General features: G+C 68.5%; 20 protein-coding genes. 4 read left to right on the top strand and 16 right to left on the bottom strand.

Annotation, left to right across the window (positions count from 1 at the left end):
• A complete protein-coding gene (gene gatB / locus BMY35_RS31155) occupies window positions 1-1,491 on the top strand; it encodes an Asp-tRNA(Asn)/Glu-tRNA(Gln) amidotransferase subunit GatB (RefSeq protein WP_093206891.1) in 1,491 nt (496 codons plus the stop codon).
• A 111-nt stretch (window positions 1,492-1,602) separates the two neighbouring features.
• Here the strand turns inward: gatB and BMY35_RS31150 are convergent, their stop codons facing one another.
• Complete coding sequence (locus BMY35_RS31150; RefSeq protein ID WP_176947455.1) at window positions 1,603-2,301, bottom strand: DUF4124 domain-containing protein; 699 nt, start codon at window positions 2,299-2,301, stop codon at window positions 1,603-1,605.
• A 19-nt stretch (window positions 2,302-2,320) separates the two neighbouring features.
• Window positions 2,321-3,007, bottom strand: a complete 687-nt coding sequence (gene pyrE / locus BMY35_RS31145) for an orotate phosphoribosyltransferase (RefSeq protein ID WP_093206889.1) — start codon at window positions 3,005-3,007, stop codon at window positions 2,321-2,323.
• A 12-nt stretch (window positions 3,008-3,019) separates the two neighbouring features.
• Between pyrE and BMY35_RS31140 the strand changes: the two genes are divergently transcribed.
• Complete coding sequence (locus tag BMY35_RS31140) at window positions 3,020-3,823, top strand: exodeoxyribonuclease III (protein WP_093206888.1); 804 nt, start codon at window positions 3,020-3,022, stop codon at window positions 3,821-3,823.
• Between the two features lie 21 nt (window positions 3,824-3,844).
• Here the strand turns inward: BMY35_RS31140 and BMY35_RS31135 are convergent, their stop codons facing one another.
• On the bottom strand, window positions 3,845-4,750 hold the full coding sequence (locus BMY35_RS31135; protein WP_093206886.1) for a LysR family transcriptional regulator: 906 nt from the start codon (window positions 4,748-4,750) through the stop codon (window positions 3,845-3,847).
• Window positions 4,751-4,852: 102 nt separating this feature from the next.
• On the opposite strand from BMY35_RS31135, the gene BMY35_RS31130 reads away from it, so the two are divergent.
• Together BMY35_RS31130 and BMY35_RS31125 are read left to right on the top strand one after the other, a co-directional pair.
• Complete coding sequence (locus tag BMY35_RS31130) at window positions 4,853-6,091, top strand: flavin-dependent oxidoreductase (protein ID WP_093206885.1); 1,239 nt, start codon at window positions 4,853-4,855, stop codon at window positions 6,089-6,091.
• A gap of 44 nt (window positions 6,092-6,135) precedes the next feature.
• Window positions 6,136-7,113, top strand: a complete 978-nt coding sequence (locus BMY35_RS31125; RefSeq protein ID WP_093206883.1) for a Bug family tripartite tricarboxylate transporter substrate binding protein — start codon at window positions 6,136-6,138, stop codon at window positions 7,111-7,113.
• A 41-nt stretch (window positions 7,114-7,154) separates the two neighbouring features.
• Here the strand turns inward: BMY35_RS31125 and BMY35_RS31120 are convergent, their stop codons facing one another.
• The 13 genes from BMY35_RS31120 to BMY35_RS31055 all read right to left on the bottom strand — a co-directional run bounded on the left by BMY35_RS31120 (window position 7,155) and on the right by BMY35_RS31055 (window position 20,236).
• On the bottom strand, window positions 7,155-7,901 hold the full coding sequence (locus tag BMY35_RS31120; protein ID WP_093206882.1) for a GntR family transcriptional regulator: 747 nt from the start codon (window positions 7,899-7,901) through the stop codon (window positions 7,155-7,157).
• A gap of 39 nt (window positions 7,902-7,940) precedes the next feature.
• Complete coding sequence (locus BMY35_RS31115; RefSeq protein WP_093206880.1) at window positions 7,941-8,612, bottom strand: cysteine hydrolase family protein; 672 nt, start codon at window positions 8,610-8,612, stop codon at window positions 7,941-7,943.
• A gap of 259 nt (window positions 8,613-8,871) precedes the next feature.
• Complete coding sequence (locus BMY35_RS31105; RefSeq protein WP_093206878.1) at window positions 8,872-10,461, bottom strand: ABC transporter ATP-binding protein; 1,590 nt, start codon at window positions 10,459-10,461, stop codon at window positions 8,872-8,874.
• Between the two features lie 5 nt (window positions 10,462-10,466).
• Complete coding sequence (locus BMY35_RS31100; protein WP_093206877.1) at window positions 10,467-11,159, bottom strand: biuret amidohydrolase; 693 nt, start codon at window positions 11,157-11,159, stop codon at window positions 10,467-10,469.
• Between the two features lie 5 nt (window positions 11,160-11,164).
• Window positions 11,165-12,088: an ABC transporter permease gene (locus BMY35_RS31095; RefSeq protein WP_093206876.1), complete on the bottom strand. Its 924-nt coding sequence runs from the start codon at window positions 12,086-12,088 to the stop codon at window positions 11,165-11,167.
• Complete coding sequence (locus tag BMY35_RS31090) at window positions 12,085-13,152, bottom strand: ABC transporter permease (protein ID WP_371287216.1); 1,068 nt, start codon at window positions 13,150-13,152, stop codon at window positions 12,085-12,087. The genes BMY35_RS31095 and BMY35_RS31090 overlap by 4 nt, the downstream gene beginning before the upstream one ends.
• Before the next feature lie 19 nt (window positions 13,153-13,171).
• The gene (locus tag BMY35_RS31085) at window positions 13,172-14,296 is read right to left on the bottom strand and encodes a BMP family ABC transporter substrate-binding protein (protein WP_093206875.1); all 1,125 of its coding nucleotides are present in this window, start codon (window positions 14,294-14,296) and stop codon (window positions 13,172-13,174) included.
• A gap of 53 nt (window positions 14,297-14,349) precedes the next feature.
• Window positions 14,350-14,730 (bottom strand): oxalurate catabolism protein HpxZ, encoded by a 381-nt coding sequence (hpxZ, locus tag BMY35_RS31080; protein WP_093206873.1) that lies wholly within the window; start codon window positions 14,728-14,730, stop codon window positions 14,350-14,352.
• Entirely contained in the window at window positions 14,727-15,560 is an 834-nt protein-coding gene (locus BMY35_RS31075) for an ABC transporter ATP-binding protein (RefSeq protein WP_093206872.1), read from the bottom strand. The genes hpxZ and BMY35_RS31075 overlap by 4 nt, the downstream gene beginning before the upstream one ends.
• Window positions 15,557-16,384 carry an ABC transporter permease gene (locus BMY35_RS31070; RefSeq protein WP_093206870.1) on the bottom strand — a complete coding sequence of 276 codons (828 nt, stop codon included), beginning with the start codon at window positions 16,382-16,384 and terminating at the stop codon, window positions 15,557-15,559. Before BMY35_RS31070 ends, BMY35_RS31075 begins: the two co-directional genes overlap by 4 nt.
• A 5-nt stretch (window positions 16,385-16,389) precedes the next feature.
• On the bottom strand, window positions 16,390-17,397 hold the full coding sequence (locus tag BMY35_RS31065) for an ABC transporter substrate-binding protein (RefSeq protein ID WP_093206868.1): 1,008 nt from the start codon (window positions 17,395-17,397) through the stop codon (window positions 16,390-16,392).
• 12 nt (window positions 17,398-17,409) lie between these two features.
• Complete coding sequence (atzF, locus tag BMY35_RS31060) at window positions 17,410-19,146, bottom strand: allophanate hydrolase (protein WP_093206981.1); 1,737 nt, start codon at window positions 19,144-19,146, stop codon at window positions 17,410-17,412.
• A gap of 229 nt (window positions 19,147-19,375) precedes the next feature.
• Window positions 19,376-20,236, bottom strand: a complete 861-nt coding sequence (locus BMY35_RS31055; protein ID WP_093206867.1) for a M48 family metallopeptidase — start codon at window positions 20,234-20,236, stop codon at window positions 19,376-19,378.
• Between the last annotated feature and the right edge of the window lie 36 nt (window positions 20,237-20,272).

Here is a 20,272-nt window from a genome sequence, read left to right as displayed (position 1 = left end):
ATGAGCGAGACAGTGAACACCTTCGAAGCACAACAACAGGGCCGCCCGACCGGCCCGCTGGTGCGCGGCTATGAAGTCATCATCGGCTTCGAGACGCACGCGCAGCTCTCCACCGCGAGCAAGATCTTCAGCCGCGCCTCCACCGCCTTCGGCGCCGAGCCCAACACGCAGGCCTGCGCGGTCGACCTGGCGCTGCCCGGCACGCTGCCCGTGATGAACAAGGGTGCCGTCGAACGCGCCATCAAGCTCGGCCTGGCGCTGGGCTCGCACATCGCGCCGCGCAGCGTGTTCGCGCGCAAGAACTACTTCTATCCCGACCTGCCCAAGGGCTACCAGATCAGCCAGTTCGAGATCCCCGTGGTGCAGGGCGGCGCGGTGTCGTTCTTCGTGGGCGAAGAGCAGAAGACGGTGCGTCTGGTGCGCGCCCACCTCGAGGAAGACGCCGGCAAGTCGCTGCACGAAGACTTCATCGGCCAGAGCGGCATCGACCTGAACCGCGCAGGCACGCCGCTGCTGGAGATCGTGACCGAGCCCGACATGCGCTCCACCGCCGAGGCCGTGGCCTACGCGAAGGAGCTGCACAAGATCGTCACCTGGATCGGCATCTGCGACGGCAACATGCAGGAAGGCAGCTTCCGCTGCGATGCCAACGTGTCGGTGCGCAAGCCCGGCGAGAAGCTCGGCACGCGCCGCGAGATCAAGAACCTGAACAGCTTCAAGTTCATGCAGCAGGCGATCGACTACGAGATCCGCTGGCAGATCGACGAGATCGAGGACGGTCGCGAGATCGAGCAGGCCACCGTGCTGTTCGACCCCGACACCGGCGAGACGCGCGCGATGCGCGCCAAGGAAGACTCGGCCGACTACCGCTACTTCCCCGACCCCGACCTGCCGCCGCTGGTGATCGCCGCCGACTGGATCGAGCGCGTGAAGGCCGCCATGCCCGAGCTGCCGCGCGCCATGGCCGAGCGCTATGTGCGCGACCACGGCCTGTCGGAATACGACGCGGCGCAGCTCACGCAGAGCGCGGCGCTCGCCGGCTACTTCGACGAAGCCGTGAACGCGGGCGCCACGCCCAAGCTCACGAGCAACTGGATCACCGGCGAAATGGCGCGCCGCCTGAACGCCGCCGAGATCGGCATCGAGGCCGCTCCCGTGAAGGCGCAGCAGCTGGCCCAGCTGGTCAAGCGCATCGCCGACGGCACCCTGCCCAACAACGCCGCGCGCCAGGTGTTCGAAGCCCTGTGGACCGGCGAAGGCAGCGACGTCGACGCGATCATCGAGGCCAAGGACCTGAAGCCGATGAACGACGCCGGCGCGCTCGACAAGATCCTCGACGAGGTGATCGCGAAGAACGCCAAGAACGTCGAGGAATACCGCGGCGGCAAGGAGAAGGCGCTCAACGCCCTCGTGGGCCAGGTCATGAAGGCCAGCGGCGGCAAGGCCAATCCGGCGCAAGTGACCGAACTGCTCAAGGCCAAGCTGGCCTGATCAATTCGTCCCCTTCGGGAAACACCGCGGAACCGGCTCCGCCGGGCCGCAGGTGTTGCCCCCGGCAGGGGGGTTGGCGAAGCGGCACGCAGTGCCGCGCAGCCTGGGGGGTTACCTGGGATTTCCGCCGTTCTGCGGCGTCCAGAGCGTCTTCAGGCGCGTGCGCTCCTCGTCGAAGCGCGCATTCACCCGCTTCTTCTCTTCTTCCTGCTCCGCGATGAAGCGGTTCTGCACCGCCACGCTCTGCGTGTTGTCGTCGAGCTTGCGACGCACCGCCCCCGGCGCCTTGCTGACGTCCTGCTTGTAGAACTCCAGCTCCTCGTCGATCTTCTTGCGGTCCTCGCCCAGCTCGGCAATGCGCTTCTTCGCGGCCTGGGTCACCGCATCGATCTGCGCCAGCGCTTCGCTGCGCTCGCGGTCGTGCGTGGCGAGGTTCGGGTAGCGCACCAGCAGTGCGCGTTCGCGGCGCCGCTCGTCGGTCAGGCGCGCGGCCTGGATGGCGGCTTCGCGGGCGCGGTCCTCGCGCTCCTGCAGCTCGCGCGCGGTGTAGGTCGGCTCGACCTTGCGGCGCACGGAGCCGCTCGGGTTGAGCTCGCGCTGCTCGCGGTCGCTGCACTCCGCGATGGGCCGGTCGGCCGTCAGGGTGCGGCCGCGGGCGTCGGTGCAGGTGTAGATGCCGGCGGAGGCGCCTTCCACTTTCTGCGGTTGCGCCTGCAACGCGCCGCAGAACGAGGAGGCAATGAGAAGAAATGATGCCGCCGCCAGCAGGCGGGCCGGTGTACCGTGATCGTCGCGTGCGGGATGGTGCATGTTCGGCGGCCCTGCCTCTTCAGCTGGCGCCGTAGCGCGCGCGGTAGGCCAGCACGCGCTCGCGGTGAGCGCCCAGGTCGGCCGCGGCATCGCCGGAGAGGTAGCTCAGCAGGTCGTCCAGCGTGGCGATGGCGATCACCGACAGGCCCAGCTGGTTGCGCACGTACTGCACCGCGCTATGGTCCACGTCGACGCCGTTCTCGGTGGCCTTTTCCTGCCGGTCGAGCGCGATGGCCACGGCATGCGGCGTGGCGCCCGCGGCCTCGATGGCGGCGATCGACTCGCGCACCGCGGTGCCGGCGGACATCACGTCGTCGACGATCAGCACGCGCCCCTTGAGCGGCGCGCCGACCAGGTTGCCGCCTTCGCCGTGCGCCTTGGCTTCCTTGCGGTTGTAGGCAAAGGGATAGTTGCGGCCCCGGCGGGCCAGCTCGGCCGCCACCGTGGCGCCCAGCGGAATGCCCTTGTAGGCGGGGCCGAAGATCATGTCGAACTCGAGGCCGCTCTCGATCAGGCGGTCTGCATAGAATCCGGCGAGCCGGGCAATCTTGCCGCCGTCGTCGAAGAGCCCCGAATTGAAGAAATAGGGGCTCATCCGACCGGCCTTGGTCTTGAACTCCCCAAAGCGCAGTACGCCGGCATCCAGTGCGAACTGGACGAAATCCTGTGCGATCGCGCTGCTTTTCTTCTCACCATCTACAGCCATCGGAAATTCCTTGTGTTCAAACTGACCAGTCTCAATCTCAATGGCCTGCGTTCGGCCGCAACCAAAGGCGTGGCCGACTGGGTGGCCGAACTTGCGCCGGATTGTATTTGCATGCAGGAGATCCGCGTCCAAGCCAGCGACATCGAGGGCCGGTTCGAGGAAATGGCCGGCCTCAAGGGCCATTTCCACTTCGCCGAGAAAAAGGGCTACGCCGGCACCGCCGTCTACACCAAGCACGCTCCGAGCCAGGTCGTGGTGGGCTGGGGCGACCCCGAGTTCGACGCCGAGGGCCGGTACCTCGAACTGCGCTTCGACACGCCCAAGCGCAAGTTCTCCGTCATCAGCTGCTACTTCCCGAGCGGCAGCTCGGGCGAGGAACGCCAGGAGGCCAAGTTCCGCTTCCTCAAGGGCTTCTTCCCCCACCTCGTGGCACTCAAGAAGGAGCGCGAGTTCGTGCTGTGCGGCGACATCAACATCGCCCATAAAGAGATCGACCTGAAGAACTGGCGCGGCAACCAGAAGAACAGCGGCTTCCTGCCCGAGGAGCGCGCCTGGATGACGAAGCTGCTCGACGCCGGCGCCGAAGGCGCGGGCCTTGTTGACGTGTATCGCATGCTCAAGCCCGACACCACCGGCGAGGCCTACACCTGGTGGAGCAACCGCGGCCAGGCCTACGCGAACAACGTGGGGTGGCGGCTGGACTACCACCTCGCCACGCCGAAGACCGCGGCGCTGGCGCGCACCGAGCAGATCTACAAGACCGTGAAATTCAGCGACCACGCGCCGATCACGGTGGATTACGACTTCAAGCTGTAGGCCGCCCAGGCGCCCGCCCGATCATCGCGACAGCTCGGGCAGCGCCTTCTCCAGCGTGGCGACGAAGGCCTGCATGGCCTCCGTCTCGTACGCCCCTCGCTTGGTGATCCGATAGAAGTCGAGCCCCACCTTCGGCTTGGTCAGCACGTCGGTGCGCACGCGGTGGCGGCGGCAGGCGGCGAGCGCGAAGGTCGGCATCACGGCGGTGCCGAAGCCGGCTTCCACCATCGAGATCAGCGTGCCGAAGAAGTTGAAGGAGGTCCGTTGCGCGTCGGCGCGGCCGATAGCGGCGAGATGCTGGTCGATCACCTTCTGGATCGGGTTGCCGGGCGGCAAGCCTACGAGCTCGGCACCGCGCAATGCCGACCAGGGTGCGGAGCCGACAGCCCCCGGTTCCCCGGCCTCATCCATCGGCGCGACGCGCATCAGGTGAAACCGCCCCACCGGCTCGCGCGCCAGCCCCGGCGCGGCCTTGAAGAAGAAGCCCAGCCCCACGTCGGCCTCGCCGGCCGTCACCATCGCCTCCACGTCGCGCAGGTCGGCGTCGAACAGGCGCAGGCTCACCTGCGGATGCGCCTCGCGGAAGCTGGCGAACACCTGCGGCAGAAGATTCGACGACACGAGCGGCGTGGCCGCGATGCGCAGCGTCTGGCGTGCGGCGTCGCCCTCGGCGCCCAGCTCGGCAGCCACGTCGTCGAGGTCGGTCACCATGCGCTCCACCACCGGCAGCAGGCGCCGGCCCGCGGGCGTGAGGCTCACCACGCGCGTGGTGCGGTCGAAGAGGCGGCAGCCCAGCTGCTTTTCCATCTCGCGGATCAGGATGCTGAGCCCCGCCTGCGTGATGTGTGCCTGCTCGGCGGCTCGCGTGAAGTTGCCCACGCGCGCCACCTGCAGGAAGGCGCGCAGCTGTCGGGTCGATAGATTCATATGAATTCATGATAAATCCATATCACATCTAAATTTCCCAAATGATCGATCAAAGTTCCTAATGCGGGCCGAGACAGGAACGCACCGCAACGACCGATCATCATGAGCAACGAAGTCATCATCCTGGGCGCCGGCATCGGCGGCCTGACCCTCGCGCTGAGCCTGCACCAGGCCGGCATTCCCTGCCGCGTGTACGAAGCCGTGCCCGAGCTGAAGCCGCTGGGCGTGGGCATCAACCTGCTGCCGCACGCGGTGCGTGAACTCACCGAACTCGGGCTGCTGGAGGCCCTCGACAAGGTGGGCGTGCGCACGCAGGAAGCGGTCTTCTTCTCCGAGCACGGCCAGCTGGTCTTCCGTGAAGCCGCGGGGCAGCACGCGGGCTACGACTGGCCGCAGTTCTCCATCCACCGCGGCGACCTGCAGACGGTGCTGTACGAAGAGACGCTGAAACGCCTCGGCCCCGACAGCGTGGTGTGCGGCCGTCGCTGCACGCACGTGGAGCAGGACGAAGACGGCGTCACGGTGCATTTCGCCGACGCGCCACCGGTGCGCGGCGCCGTTGCCGTGGGCTGCGACGGCATCCATTCGGCACTGCGCAAGCAGCTCTATCCGAACGAGGGGCCACCGCGCTACTCGGGCGTGAACATGTGGCGCGGCACCGCGCGCTGGAAGCCTTTTCTCTCGGGCGGCAGCATGGTGCGCGCGGGCTGGCTCTCGGTCGGCAAGATGGTGATTTACCCGATACGCAATGACATCGACGCCGAGGGCAACCAGCTCGTGAACTGGGTCGCCGAGATCCACGCACCGCAGCCCGCCATGCGCGACTGGAGCCGCGCGGGCCGCCTCGAAGACTTCCTGCCCGCCTTCGCCGACTGGCATTTCGACTGGCTCGACGTGCCCGCGCTGATCCTCGCCTCCGACACCATCCTCGAGTACCCGATGGTCGACCAGGACCCGCTGCCGCGCTGGACCCATGGCCGCCTCACGCTGCTGGGCGACGCCGCGCACCCGATGGTGCCGCGCGGCTCCAACGGCGCGGGGCAGGCGATCATCGACGCGCGCTACCTCGCGGGCGCGCTGAAGAAGACGGGCGTCGGCACCGCTGCGCTCGAAGATTACGACCGCGTGCGCGTCAAGGCCACCACCGAGGTGGTGCTGACCAACCGCAGCAACCCGCCCGACGCCATCCTGCGCGAAGTGTTCGAGCGCTCGGGCGGCAAGCGCTTCGACAACATCGACGAGGTCGTGCCCGTCGCCGAGCTGCAGGCCATCTCGGACAACTACAAGCGCGTGGCCGGCTACGACCCTGCGGCCCTGAAGGCCCGCGCTTCCTACCTTTGAACCTGAACAGGCAACCCACAGAAGAACACGGAGACAGACAGACCATGCGCTCGCTGATCAAGAAAACCCTCGCCACCCTGCTCGTCGCTGCCAGTACCGCGACTGTCGCCACCAGCGCATTCGCCTGGCCCGACCAGCCCATCACGCTGGTGGTGCCCTACACCCCCGGCACCGGCATCGACCTGGTCGCCCGCCAGCTCTCGGCCCGCCTGCCCGCCAGGCTGGGCCAGTCGGTGATCGTGGAGAACGTCGCCGGCGCCAGCGGCAACATCGGCAGCGAGCGCGTGGCGCGCGCCAAGCCCGACGGCTACACGCTGCTGGTGCAGGTCAACACGCTGGTGATGAACCGCAGCCTCTACCGCTCGCTCAGCTACGACCCGGTGGCCGACTTCGCCCCGGTGTCGCTCACCTCGTGGGGCACGCTGCTGCTGGTGACCAACCCGAACGTGCAGAAGGCCTCGTCGGTGCAGCAGATGGTGAGCGCAGCCAAGGCGGAGCCCGGCAAGCTGACCTACGCCACGCCGGGCGTGGGCACGCCGCACCACCTCTCGATGGCGCTGCTCATGCAGGGCACGGGCACCGAGCTGCTGCACGTGCCCTACAAGGGCACGGCCGGCGCGGTGACCGACCTGCTCGGTGGGCGCATCGACTACATGTTCCTGCCGGTGCACGTGGCGCTGCAGCACATCCAGGTCGGCAAGCTCAAGGCCATCGCGACCGGCAGCGGCAAGCGCCTGCCCCAATTACCCGATGTGCCCACGCTCGCCGAAGCCGGCGTGACCGCCGACAACGTCGACATGTGGTACGGCGTGCTCGCGCCCAAGGGCACGCCGCCGGACGTGGTGGCACGGCTCAACAAGGAGATCGCGGCGGTGCTGAAGCAGCCCGAGGTGGCGAAGTCCTTCGAGTCGCAGGGCATGGTGCCGGCGAGCTCGACGCCGGCGGAGTTCGGCACGCTGCTGAAGAAGGATGCCGACCGCTGGGCGGGTGTGGTGAAGCGCGGCAACATCACCGCTGACTGATCGGCCCTCCCCGGTGTTCCCGGACTCGGGGGACCTTCCGGTCAGCGCGTGGTCGAGGCCTTCCCCGCATGCCGCGCCAGATGCACCTGGTGCAGCGTGATCTTGCGCACCTCGGCCTGGCTGGTCTCGATGTGCGCGCGCAGCAGCATCGCGGCCTGGTCGCCGCGGTTGGCGCGCACGGCCTTCAGGATCTTGGCGTGCTCGTCGTAGGTGGCGTCGATGCGCGGCTGCTTGGTGAAGTCGAGCCGGCGGATGATGCGGATGCGGTCGGTCACGTCGCCGTGCACGCGGGCCATCTCGGCATTGCCTGCGGCGGCCACCAGCGAGCAATGGAAGGCCTCGTCCCACTGCGCCACCTGTGCCATGTCGGTGCTGCGCTGCGCCGCGGGCACGAGCCAGATGTCGGCCAGCGTATCGAGCAGGCCGCGGTCGATGTGGCGGTCGGTCTCGCACAGCCGGTGCACGGCGGTGGTCTCCAGCACCATGCGCAGGTCGTAGAGCTGCTCGAACTGGTCGAAGTCGAAGGGCAGCACGCGCCAGCCGCTGCGGAACAGCACCTCGACAAAGCCCTCCTGCTGCAGCCTGAAGAGCGCCTGCCGCACCGGCGTGCGCGACACGCCGAGCCGGTCGCTGATCTCGCCTTCGGTGAAGCGGTCGCCGGGCACGAGGATGAAGTCGGCCACGTCGCGCTTGAGCTGCGCGTAGACCTCGTCGGCACGCGTGCGGAAGGCGGACGCGTCGGCGGCGGCTGGAGCGGAAGCTTCTGGGCGGGGGCGAACGGTAGACACGGATGGGATGTTAGTCGCTGGCGCGGTGGGCCATGGTCGTCATTGCGGCTTCTCCAGCGCCGCGACGAGCGCGGTGCCCGGCGCCGTCCAGCCGACGATGGCGCCCTGCGCGCGCACCATGTCGAGCGTCGCCGCCTTGAACGCCGGAAAGTAGCTCTCGGTGCAGTCCTCGAGCAGCAGGCTGTCGTAGCCGCGGTCGTTGGCCTCCCGCATGCTGGTCTGCACGCAGACCTCGGTCGTGACGCCGCCGAAAAGCAGATGGGTGATGCCGCGCGCCTGAAGAAGCTCGTGCAGGCCGGTGGCGTAGAACGCGCCCTTGCCCGGCTTGTCGATCACGATCTCCCCCTCGACGGGCGCGAGCGCCTCGATGATCTGGTTGCCCGGCTCGCCCGCGACGAGGATGCGCCCCATGGGCCCTTCGTCGCCGATGCGCAGCGTGGGGTTGCCGCGATTGCGCTTGGCCGGCGGGCAGTCCGAAAGATCGGCCTTGTGCGCCTCCCGCGTGTGCACGACGAGGCCACCCGCCTCCCGCCATGCTTCCAGCACGGCTTTCGTCGCAGGGACGATGGCCTCCAACAGCGAAACGTCATTGCCCAGCGTCTCGCCGAAGCCGCCAGGCTCGATGAAGTCGCGCTGCATGTCGATCAGCACGAGCGCGGTCCGATCAATGTCGAACTCGTAGGGAAACGGATTGGCCAGTTCTATGCGCATGCTCGTCCTAGTGTGTTTCCAAGGCTGCGGCAATCACTCCACGACCGAGCCCGGCGGGTGGCACGGCGCGGTCGCCCCCTCTGTGCCGCCGAGGAGCGCAGCGTTTCGCGGACAAGGGCTCGCAGCTGTCTGAGCGAAGCGAGTTCTGCGAGACCCCGCGAAACGCGAGCACCGCAGGGAAGCCGCGAAGCGGCCGGCATAGTGGGGGCGGCCGCGCCGTGCCACCCGCCGGGCGGAGCCCCGACGATGTACGGAGCACTCATGCGACCACCTCGTGATGCCCGCCACCCATATGCGCCCCGATCACATGCCGCTCGGCTCCAGAAGCCGAAGTCTCGAACACGATCCGCCCTTCGCTCATCACCACGATGCGATCCGCCAGCTCGAGCAGCTCGTCGAGGTCCTCGCTGATGAGCAGAACGGCCCCGCCCTTCTCCCGCACCTGCACGATGCGCGAATGGATCTCCGCGACGGCCGCGAAGTCCAGCCCGAACACCGGGTTCGCCGCGATTAGCACGTTGATGTCGCCCGCCAGCTCGCGCGCCAGCACCGCGCGCTGCACGTTGCCGCCCGAGAGGCTGCGGATAGGCGCCCCCTCGCCCCGCGTCTTCACGCCGTATTCGGCGATCCACTCGCGCGCGCGGCTGCGCCAGTACGGAAAGCTCAGCACGCCGCCGCGCGACAGGGGCGGCTGGTCGAAGTCGCGCAGCGCCATGTTCTCCGCGACGCTGAGATCGCCGACGCATGCATTGCGCAGCGGCTCCTCCGGCAGGCTGCGGACCTTGAGCTCGCGGTTCTCGGCGCGATGCGCGGCGTAGGGCCGCCCCATCACGCTGACCTTGCCCGCCAGGCGCGGACGTTGCCCGACGAGAGCCTCCACCAGCTCTCGCTGCCCGTTGCCGGAAACGCCGGCCACGCCGAGGATCTCTCCGGCGCGAACCGAAAGGCTCAGCTCGTGCAGCGCCAGCGTGCCGCGATCGCCCTGCGCCTTCAGGCCCTCGACCTTCAGCGCAACCGGCGCGCTGGCAGCCACCGGCTTCCTGTCGACCGGCCCCTGCGCCGGCGACGACGCAACCTGCTCGCCCCCCATCATGGCTTGGGCCAGTTGCGCCGGGCTGGTGTCGGCCACCCGGCAGTGATGCACCGCCTTGCCCCGCCTGAGCACCGTCACGCTGTCGGCATACGCCATCACCTCGCGGAACTTGTGCGTGATGATGAGCACCGTGCACAGCCCGCTGCGCGCGAACTCGCGCACATGGCCCAGCACCTCGTCGGCCTCCTGCGGCGTGAGCACCGAGGTCGGTTCGTCGAGGATCAGCAAGCGCGGCTTCAGGTACAGCTGCTTGAGCAGTTCGAGCTTCTGCTTCTCGCCCGCAGCGAGCTCCGAAGGCCGCACGTCGAGATCGAGGCTGAACGGCGTGGTCGCCAGAAAGGCTTCCAGCTCCGCGCGCTTGCGCTTCCAGTCGATCAGCGCCGGCGTCTTGCCGCCGGCGAGCAGCAGGTTCTCGGCCACCGTCATGCCCGGCGCCAGCGTGAAGTGCTGGTAGACCATGCCGATGCCCAATGCGCGCGCCACGATCGGGTTGGCAATGTCCTGCTCGCGCCCGTCGATCAGGATGCTGCCCTCCTCCGCGCGCTGGAAGCCGGCCACGCACTTCACCAGCGTGCTCTTGCCTGCGCCGTTCTCGCCGAGCAGCGCGTGCACCGTGCCGGGCTCCACGCGCATCGTCACGCGATCCATCGCCGTGAAGTCGCCGAAGCGCTTGGTGAGCTCGTAGGTGTCGAGCGCGAGCGCGCCGCTGCCCGCGGGCAGGCCGCCGATGGCGTGAGAAGAAGGCGCGGCGCCCATCGCGGTCAGCCGAGCGCGGCCAGCAGCGCCTGCGAGGTGGCATGCGCGCCGAACACGCCGCCCTGCATGGTGATCATCTTCAGCGCGGCGAGGTGATTGCCATGGTCGGTGGCGGCCGTGCAGTCGGACAGCAGCAGGCACTCGAAGCCCCGGTCGTTGGCATCGCGCATCGTGGTGTGCACGCACACGTCCGTCGTGATGCCCGCGAGGATGATGTTCTCGACGCCGCGCGTGCGCAGGATCAGCTCGAGGTCGGTCGCATAGAACGAGCCCTTGCCGGGCTTGTCGATCACCACCTCGCCCGGCAGCGGCGCCAGCTCGGGAATGATTTCCCAGCCCGGCTCGCCGCGCACCAGGATGCGCCCGCACGGCCCGTCGTCGCCGATGCCCACGCCGTTGGCGCCGATCTGCCGCGAGCGCCAGCGCTTGTTGGCCGGCAGGTCGGCGAGGTCGGGCCGGTGGCCTTCGCGCGTGTGGATGACGTGATAGCCCAGCGGCCGCAGCGCCGCCAGCGTGCGCGCGATCGGCTGGATGGGTGCCTGCACCAGCGACAGGTCGTAGCCCATCACGTCGACATACCCGCCCTTGCCGCAGAAATCGGTCTGCATGTCGATGACGATCAGCGCCGTGTTCTCGGGGCGCATGTTGGCGTTGTAGGGCCAGGCATAAGGCTCGGCGGCGACGGTCTTTGTCGTCATGGCTTTCAGCTCCTTGTCGATGAGAGTTCGCCGGGGCTGCCGGCGGCGGCGCTGCCCGGCCTGCAGGTGAGCACGAGGATCACCAGCGTGAGCACGTAGGGCACGGTGTTGAAGAGGTGATAGCCCCAGCCGATGCCGATGGACTGCAGCGCCGGCCCGATGGCGCCCGCGCCACCGAAGAGCAGCGCGGCGCCCACGCAACGCAGCGGACTCCAGCGCGCGAAGATCACCAGCGCCACCGCGATCAGCCCCTGGCCGCTGGAGATGCCTTCGTTCCAGCTGCCCGGATAGAACAGCGTGAGCGATGCACCGCCCAGCCCCGCGATGAAGCCGCCGGCGGTGGTGGCCGCGATGCGCAGGCCCGAGACCGAGTAGCCGAGCGCGCGCGTCGCCTGCGCCGAATCGCCCGCCATGCGCACCAGCAGCCCGGCGCGCGTGCGCGCGAAACCCCACCACAGCAGCACCGCGAGCGCCACGCCCACGGGCACCAGCGCGTTGAGCTGCAGGGCGGAGCGCACCACCGGGTTGTCGCTCCAGAAGCCCAGAGGAATCGCGGGAATCTGCGGCGCCTGCGGCTGGATCAGCGGCTTGCCGAGGTAGAAGGCCAGCCCGGTGCCGAGCAGCATCAGCGCGATGCCGGTCGCCACGTCGTTCACGCGGTCGAGCGAGCACAGCAGCCCGTGCAGCAGTGCGAGCGCGGCACCGGCCAGCGCGCCGATCAGCACGCCGAGCCACGCGGAGTCGGTGAGGTAGGCACCACCGAAGGCCGCCATGGCCGACAGCACCAGCACGCCTTCGAGCCCCAGGTTGATGCGGCCCGATTTCTCGGTGAGGCACTCACCCAGGCTCACGAAGAGGAACGGTGCGCCCACGCGCAGCGCACCGCCGACGACGCCGGCGAGCAGCGCGATCCACTGATCGGCCGTCATGTGTAGCTCCTGGCTTCGGGCAGCATGCGGTCGCCGAACTTCTTCCAGTCGACGGTGCGCAGGCCTTCGCTCGCGAGGATCAGCACGAAGGCGATGCCCTGCAGCACCAGCACCGATGCATCGGGCAATCCGACGCGCCGCTGCAGCAGGCTACCCGCCGCACCGAAGCCGCCGAACAGAATGGCCACCGGCACGATGGCCACAGGGTTGTGCCGCGCGATGAACGACACCAGGATGCCCGCGTAGCCGTAACCAGCGATCAGCGAGGCATTGGCGTTGGTGTGCACCGCCGCCACCTCGATGGCGCCAGCCAGCCCGGCGCATGCGCCGCCGAGCCCGCAAGCCGAAAGAATGAGCCGCGTCGCCGGCAGCCCCACGAGCTGCGCGGTACGCGGATTGCCGCCCACCACCCGCACCGAGAAGCCCGAGGCCGTGGCGCGCAGCCACCAGCCGAGCCCCAGGCAGGCCACCACGCCGATCACAAGGCCCCAGTGCACGTCGGAGCCGCCGATGCCGCCGATCAGCAGCCCGTCGGCGAGCGCATGCGTCGAGGGCTTGTTGAGGCTGGCCGGGTCGCGCAGCGGCCCTTCGACCAGATGCTTGAAGATGCCGATGGCGATGTAGGCCAGCAGCAGGCTGCTGATGGTCTCGTTGATGCCGCGGTACTGGCGCAGCCAGCCCGCGAGCACGATCCACAGCGCACCGGCGACGGCACCCGCGATGCACACGACCGCCGTGCCGATGGCATTGCCGGGCAGCGGCACCGCGTGCGCCAGCGCCGCGCAGGCCAGCCCGCCCAGAACCAGCGCACCCTCGCCGCCGATGACGATGAGCCCTGCGCGCGCGGGCAGCGCAACGCACAGCGCGGTGAGCATCAGCGGCGCGGCGCGCTGCAACGTGTTCTGCCAGGAGAACCAATCGCCGAACGCGCCCTTGAACAGCGTGGCCCACACCTCCACCGCGTCGATGCCGGCGAAGGCCACCACCAGCCCGAACAGCAGCAGCGCCGCCGCGATGGCGAACACCGGCAGGGCCAGTTCCTTGAAGAGCGCGGGGCGCAGCATGTCGTCGACGGAGTGAAGGTCAGACGCTGCCCACGACGCCTTCGACGAGGTAGTTCATCTTCTCGAGTTCGAGGTCGGTCTGCTTCAGGACCTTGCCCGCCGGCACCACGACCGCGCCCTTGTTGTCCTTGATGCCGTCCTTGAAGATGTCGAAGCTGCCCGCGATCATCTTCGCCTTGATCTCGTCGGCATGCTTCTTCGCGGCGTCGGGCACCATGGGGCCGTAGGCCGACATCTTCACGTAGCCTTCCTTCAGGCCGCCGCGCAGGAAGTTGGGGTGCGGCTTGCCGCTCTGCGCGGCCTCGATGGCGGTCTTGTAGGCGGTGAGCCAGTTCCACTCGGCGCCGGTGAGGTAGGCATTGGGCGCCAGCTTGGCCTGGCTCGCGTGGTAGCCGCAGACCATCTTGCCGCGCTTGGCCGCCGTCTCGACAACCACCTTGGGGCCGTCCACGTGCATGGTGAACACGTCGCAGCCCTGGTCGGCCAGGCTGTTGGTGGCCTCGGCTTCCTTCACCGCCATCGACCAGTCGCCCGTGAAGATCACGCTGCAGGTGATGTTCGGCTTGACCGAGCGCGCGCCGAGCGTGAATGCGTTGATGTTGCGCAGCACCTGCGGAATGGGCTTGGCGGCGACGAAGGCGATCTTGTTGCTCTTCGTCATGTGCGCGGCGATCACGCCGTTGAGATACTGACACTCGTCGATGTAGCCGAAGAAGCTGCCGACGTTCTTCGGGTGCTTGCCTTCGGTCCAGAGCCCACCGCAGTGCGAGAAGCGCACGTCGGGGTTCTTGGGCGCCACCGCGAGGATGTGCGGGTCGAAGTAGCCGAACGAGGTGGGAAAGAGCAGGCCCGCGCCGTCCTGCGAGATCATGCCGGTCATGGTCTTCTGCACCGCGGCGGTCTCGGGCACGTTCTCTTCCTCCACCACCTTCACGCCGGGCAGCTTCTTGATCTCGGCCGCGGCCATGGCGTGCGCCTGGTTGTAGCCGTAGTCGTCGCGCGCGCCGACGTAGATCACGCCGACCGTGAGCGGCTTGGGCTTGGCTTGCGCGCTCGCGAGTGCGCTCCAGCTCCCCAGGCTGCCGACCGCGCCCAGCGCGGCAAGGGTCTTGAGCGAATCGCGGCGGTTGAATTGGCTGGTCATGGCTTTCTTCTCCGTTACAGGTTGAGGTGCAAAAAACGTGCCCTTGCCGGGGCTCAGCCGAGCAGGCTCACGTGGGCGGCAACGACGCGCCAGCCTTCGGCTGTGCGCATCCAGGTCTGGCTCTGGCGGCCGATATGGCTGCTGCCCTCGCGGCGGAACTCGACGTTGGCGGTCGCGAAGTCGCGGCCGTAGGTGGTGATGACGGTACGCAGCAGCTCGCGCGGCGGGCTCTGCAGGGGCAGCGAGGCGCGGAATGCACTGATGTCGGCATGGCCGTAGTGGTTCTCCGAGAAGCCGTAGCGCAGCGTGTGCGGGCTGTTCCAGAAGAGCTCGTCGAGCGTCGCGCGGTCGTTGCCGACCAGCGCGGCCTCGTAGCGTGCGAACACGGCCTGCACTTCGGCCAGCACCTCGGGAATGTTGATCTCGGGCGTCACCGGCGGACCTCGCGCTGGAAGATGTCGAGGCTGAGCTTCTTGGTCGCGACGAAGCTCTCGGTGCTCAGCGTCTCGACGGTGCGCGGGCGCGCGTCGCCGTAGCGCAGGATCTCGGCCACCCTGGTGGGCCGCTTGGTGAGCAGAAGCACCTCGTCGGCGAGGTACACGGCCTCCTCGAGGTCGTGCGACACCAGCAGCATGGTGGTGCCGGTCTGCATGAACACCTCCTGCAGCTTCTCGCGGATGAAGAGCGTCATCTCGAAGTCGAGCGCCGAGAAGGGCTCGTCGAGAAACAGCACCTCAGGGTTGGGCGCAAGCGCGCGCATGATCGACGCGGTCTGCTGCTGGCCGCCCGAGAGCTCGTACGGAAAGCGCTTCAGGTCGAACTTCACGTCGAAGGACGCCACCAGCTCTTCCATGCGCCGGTCGACCTCGGCCTTGCTGCGCCCTTCGAGCTTCAGCGGATAGGCGATGTTGTCGATGGTGCGCATCCACGGGAACATCGCCTCGCGGTAGTTCTGGAACACGTAGCCGATCTTGGTGTCCTTGCGCTGCTTGCCGTCGAACAGGATCTCGCCCGAATCGATGGGAATGAGCCCCGCGATCATGTTGATGAGCGTGGACTTGCCGCAGCCGTTGGGACCGAACACCGAGACGATCGCGTGCTTCGGGATGTCGAGATCGAAGTTCTCGTACAGCGGCCAGCCCGCGAAGTACTTGGTGAGCCCACGGATCGTGATGTGCGTGCCTGCCGGGCCGGGCCTGAAGGCGGGCTTCGGAACGTCGGCGTACACCGGGCCGTTGATGACGATGTCCTGCGTGACTTTCATCTTCCGCTCCAGTGCACGATGCGGCGTTCTGCAATAAGGAAGAGGATGTTGAGCGCGTAGCCCAATGCACCCGCCGCAAGAATCGCCGCGTACATGCTCTTCACGTTGAGCACCTGCTGCGCATCGATGATCCGGTGGCCCAGCCCCGTGTCGGAGCCGATGAACATCTCGGCCACGATGACGATCACCAGCGCCATCGACACCGCCGAGCGCAGGCCCACGAAGCTGGGCTGCAGGCTTTCCCACACGAGCACGTCCTTGAAGATCTGCCAGCGCGAGGCGCCCATGACGCGTGCCGCCATCACGCGCTGCTTGCGGGCGTTGATGACGCCGTAGGCGCTGTTGAACACCACGATGAGCAGCGCGCCGAAGGCCGCGATGGCGACCTTGTTGACGTCGCTCACGCCGAAGATCAGCAGGAACAGCGGAATGAGCGCCGACGACGGCGTGGAGCGGAAGAAGTCGATCAGGAACTCCACGCTGCGGTACGCCTTCTCGTTGCTGCCGAGCAGCACTCCCAGCGGCACGCCGACGAACGCCGCGATGACGAAGGCCTGCACGGTGCGCCACACGGTCATGGCGAAGTCGGTGAGCAGCGGGCCGCCAGCCAGGCCGGTGATGAGCGCTGCGATGGTGTCGGCGGGCGTAGGCAGCAGGATCGGCTTGATGAAGCCGAGCCGCACCACCAGGTCCCACACGATGAACAGCGCCACCGGGCCGATGAAGGGCAGCATGCGGTCGCGCAACGGCGGCTTCGGTGCCGCGGTGGCCGCACTTGCCGGCGGGGTCCACGGCGCGGCCGTGGTCGTGCTTGCTTCGGCCATGGTCGTCAGGCCTTGTAGAGCAGGGTATCCACCGCGACCTTCTTCTCGAAGATGCCTTTCTCGGTGAACAGGTCGTAGAACTTCTGGAAGTACGCGACGTCGCTGGGCTTGAACTCGTTGTAGAGCATGTACGACGCGAGCGGCACCTCGGCCGTGAGCTTGCCTTCGATGGCGGTGTAGCCCTTCATGAACTGCCGTGCCTCGTCGGGCTTGGTGCGCACCAGTTCCACGCCGCGTGCGTAGGCGGCGATGTACTTCTTCGCGATCTCGGGGTTCTTCTTGATGAACTCGCTGGTGAGGCTGGCCGCGCCGCCGTGCCAGGGCGCCATCGGGTCGCCGAGGATGTATTTGGCGACCACGCCGGCCTCGACGACGCGCGTGGTGCCGTTCATGCGGCCCACCGTGCCGGTGGGCTCCAGCGTGTAGCAGGCGTCGACCTGGCCCGCGACCAGCGCGGCCACGTGCTGGCCGATGGGCAGCTCGCTCACGGTCGCGCCCTTGGCGCCCGCGCGCTCGAGCATGGTCTTGCACAGCGTGACGTTCTGGATGCCGGGGCCCGAGGCCACCTTCTTGCCGGCCAGCTCGGCCACGCTCTTCACGGGGCTGTCCTTGGCGACGATGAATTCGTCGAGCACGTACTTCGCGTTGCTCGGGTTGGTGCAGAAGATCTTGAACAGGCCGGGCTGCGCGATCTCGCCGATGGCGAGGTTGGCCGAGCCGGTGCCGTTGGCGCTGCCGTCGCAGCGGCCGGCGAGCATGCCTTCCATCACCTGCTGCGCGCCGGCGAACTTCAGCGGCTCCACGTCGAGGCCGGCCTCCTTGAAGTAGCCCTTGTCGACCGCCGCGAAGAACGGCAGGCCCGCGGCCACCGGCCAGAAGCCGATGCGCAGCTTCGTCGCCGCGCCCTGCGCGCGCACGATGGCGGGCGCGGCCAGCACGGCCAGGCCAGCGGCGCCGGCCTGCAGCAGTTGGCGTCGTTGGCGAGCGGCGGGAGAGTTTTCTTGAATGCTCATCGGAACTCCTGATCAGTTGGAACTCGGGGTGGCCAGGCTCGCGACGTAGGCGCGCCAGCCGCCGTGATGGGTCACGTCCTGCGCGCCGGCCAGCGCATGGCCTTCGCAGATGAAGCCCTTCACCCAGCTGCCGTCGGCCAGCTCGACGCTGCCCAGCCCCAGCGGCGACGGGATGAGCGCGAGAAAGCTGCCGACCTGGGCGAGCGGCACGGCCCACACCTCGAGCGCGATGGCGGCACCGCCTTCGTCTGCCCCGGCGGCCACGCGCCGCAGCCCGGGCTTGGGGGGCACCGTGCCCGGCAATGCATGCAGCCGGTAGAAGGGCGAAGTCGTTGTGGCGCGCAGCAGCGTCGCGCCGCGCTCGGTGAGCTGGCCGTTGAGCGGCATGCCCGACAGATGCGCGCCGACCACCGCGATGGGCAGCAGGCCGGCGCCCGGCGCGGCGAGCCCCGGAATGGCGCGCGGTGCGGGCAGCGGCTCGCCGGTCGCGCCCTGCGCGAGGCCGGTCGCGTGGTGATAGCGCTGGCCCAGTTCGGCCAGTGCGAGATCGCTGCCGCAGGGGCCGATCAGCGTGATGCCGAAAGGCAGGCCGTCCGCGCGCAGGCTGCTGGGCACAGAGAGCGCGGCGTAGTCGAGCAGGTTGACGAAGTTGGTGTACGCGCCGAGGTTGCGGTTGAGCACGACCGGGTCGGCACGCATCTGCTCGCGGGTGTAATGCGTGGGCGCGGTGGGCACGAGCAGCACGTCGATGTCGCGCCAAATCGGCTCGACCTTCTGCGCGATGGCGCGCAGCCGTGCCTGGGCCTCGAACACGTCGGCGGCGTCGTATTGGCGCCCGCTCTCGAGGATGCCGCGCACGGGCTCGATCACGTCGTCGGCGTGCGCGTCGAAGAATTCGCGCACCGCGGCGTAGCGCTCGGCGACCAGCGCGCTTTCGTAGAGCATCCCGGCGGCTTCGGCGAGCGGCGCGTAGGCGATGGTGACGGGCGTGCCGCCCATGGCGAGCAGCCGCGCGACCGCTTCGCCGAATGCCTGTTCGGCGGCGGCGTCGCCGAAGAAGCTCAGCCTGTCGGGCACGCCGAAGCGGAAGCGCGCTGGCAGCGGTTCGCGGCGCAGGTCGATGTCGCGCGAGTACGGGTCGCGCGCGTCGTGGCCCGCGGCGGCGAGCAGCACGTCGACCGCCGTGGCGACGGTGCGCGCGAAGATGGAGACGCAGTCGGCGCTCTGCGCCGCGGGCACCACGCCGAAGGCGCTCAGCAGGCCGCGCGAAGGCTTGAGACCGACGATGTTGTTGAGCCCGGCCGGCACGCGGCCCGAGCCGGCGGTGTCGGTGCCGAACGCGAAGTCGACCTCGCCGCTCGCCACCACGTAGGCCGAGCCCGAACTGGAGCCGCCCGACACGTAGCGCGCGTCGAAGGCGTTGGGCACCTCGCCATAAGGAGAGCGGGTGCCGTTCAGGCCGCAGGCGAACTGGTCGAGGTTGGTCTTGCCGGCCAGCAATGCACCGGCTTCGAGCAGGCGCTGCACCACGGCCGCATGCGCCGCGGGCAGGCGCTCGAAGGCCGGACAGGCGGCCGTGGTGGGCACGCCGGCCACGTCGATGTTGTCCTTGACCGCGAAGCGCAGCCCGGCGAGCGGCAGGGCGAAATCCAGCGCCCCCGCGGCCTGCGCGTGCGCCACGGGCGAGGCGAACCTGGCAATCCAGGCCGCTTCGGACGATCCGCTCTTCGGGTTTTCTTCATGCACCATCTTCAGGCATCCAAACATGTACACATGTTGTGATGCAAGCGGCGTGCCAGTGACCGCCGGCGCGACGCGATGCGATGCGACTCACGCGCGGCGCGCGTCAGTCAGAAAAACAGAATGGGGAGTGGAGTTTTCGCGAAACACCGCGGAACCGGCTTTGCCGGGCCGCAGGTGTTGCCCCCGGCAGGGGGAAGGCGTGCGCGACACGAAGTGCGCGCAGCCTGGGGGCGAGCTATTTCTTTGCTTCGCGGTACAGCTTCTCGACCTTCGGCAGGTTCGACTCGAGCTTCGCGATGCGGTCAGGTCCGCTGGGGTGCGTCGAGAGGAAGCTCAGGCCGCCCTGGTTCTTCGAAGCCGTGGCCATCTTCTTCCACAGCGACACCGACGCCTGCGGGTCGTAGCCCGCGCGCGCCGCCAGTTCGAGCCCCACGAGGTCGGCCTCGGACTCGTCGCTGCGACTGAACTTGAGCGTGATGAGCTGCGTGCCGGCACGCGCGGCCAGGTCGCCCACCTGCCCCCATCCGAGCAGTTGCGCGCCGATGGAGAGCGCCGCGCCGGTGCCCGCGCTCTTGGCCATGCGGGCGCGTGCGTGTTCGCGCAGCGCGTGGGCCATCTCGTGGCCCATCACCATCGCGACCTCGTCGTCGGTGAGCTTGAGCTGGTCGAGGATGCCGGTGAAGAAGGCGATCTTGCCGCCGGGCATGCAGAAGGCATTGATCTGCTTGCTGCCGATGAGGTTGACCTCCCACTTCCAGTCGCGGGCGCGCGAATTCCACGGCGTGGCGAAAGGAACGAGGCGCCTGGCGATGGTGCGCAGGCGCTGCAGCTGCGGATTGCTCTCGCCCGCCAGCGCCCCCTTGGCGCGCGCCTGCTCGAGCAGCTGGCCGTACTGCTGCACGCCGGCCGCCTCGATCTGCTCGACCGGCACGATGTTGCGCGCCACCGAAGGCTTGCCCACCTCGACCTGCGCCAGGGCCGGCTTCGCGAGGACCGCACCGGCGGCGGCCAGCAGGAAGGCCCGCCGGGGATTCCAGGCGGAAGCTGCGGAAGGAGCCGCAAGGGCGGAAACGGGGCGATCGCATCGTGTGCACATAGGAGCGGGATGATAGGAACAAATGAAGACAAGAAG

It is taken from the genome of Variovorax sp. YR750 (assembly GCF_900109805.1).
Lineage (GTDB): Bacteria > Pseudomonadota > Gammaproteobacteria > Burkholderiales > Burkholderiaceae_C > Variovorax > Variovorax gossypii.
This window is presented reverse-complemented; position numbering and strand designations above follow the sequence as displayed.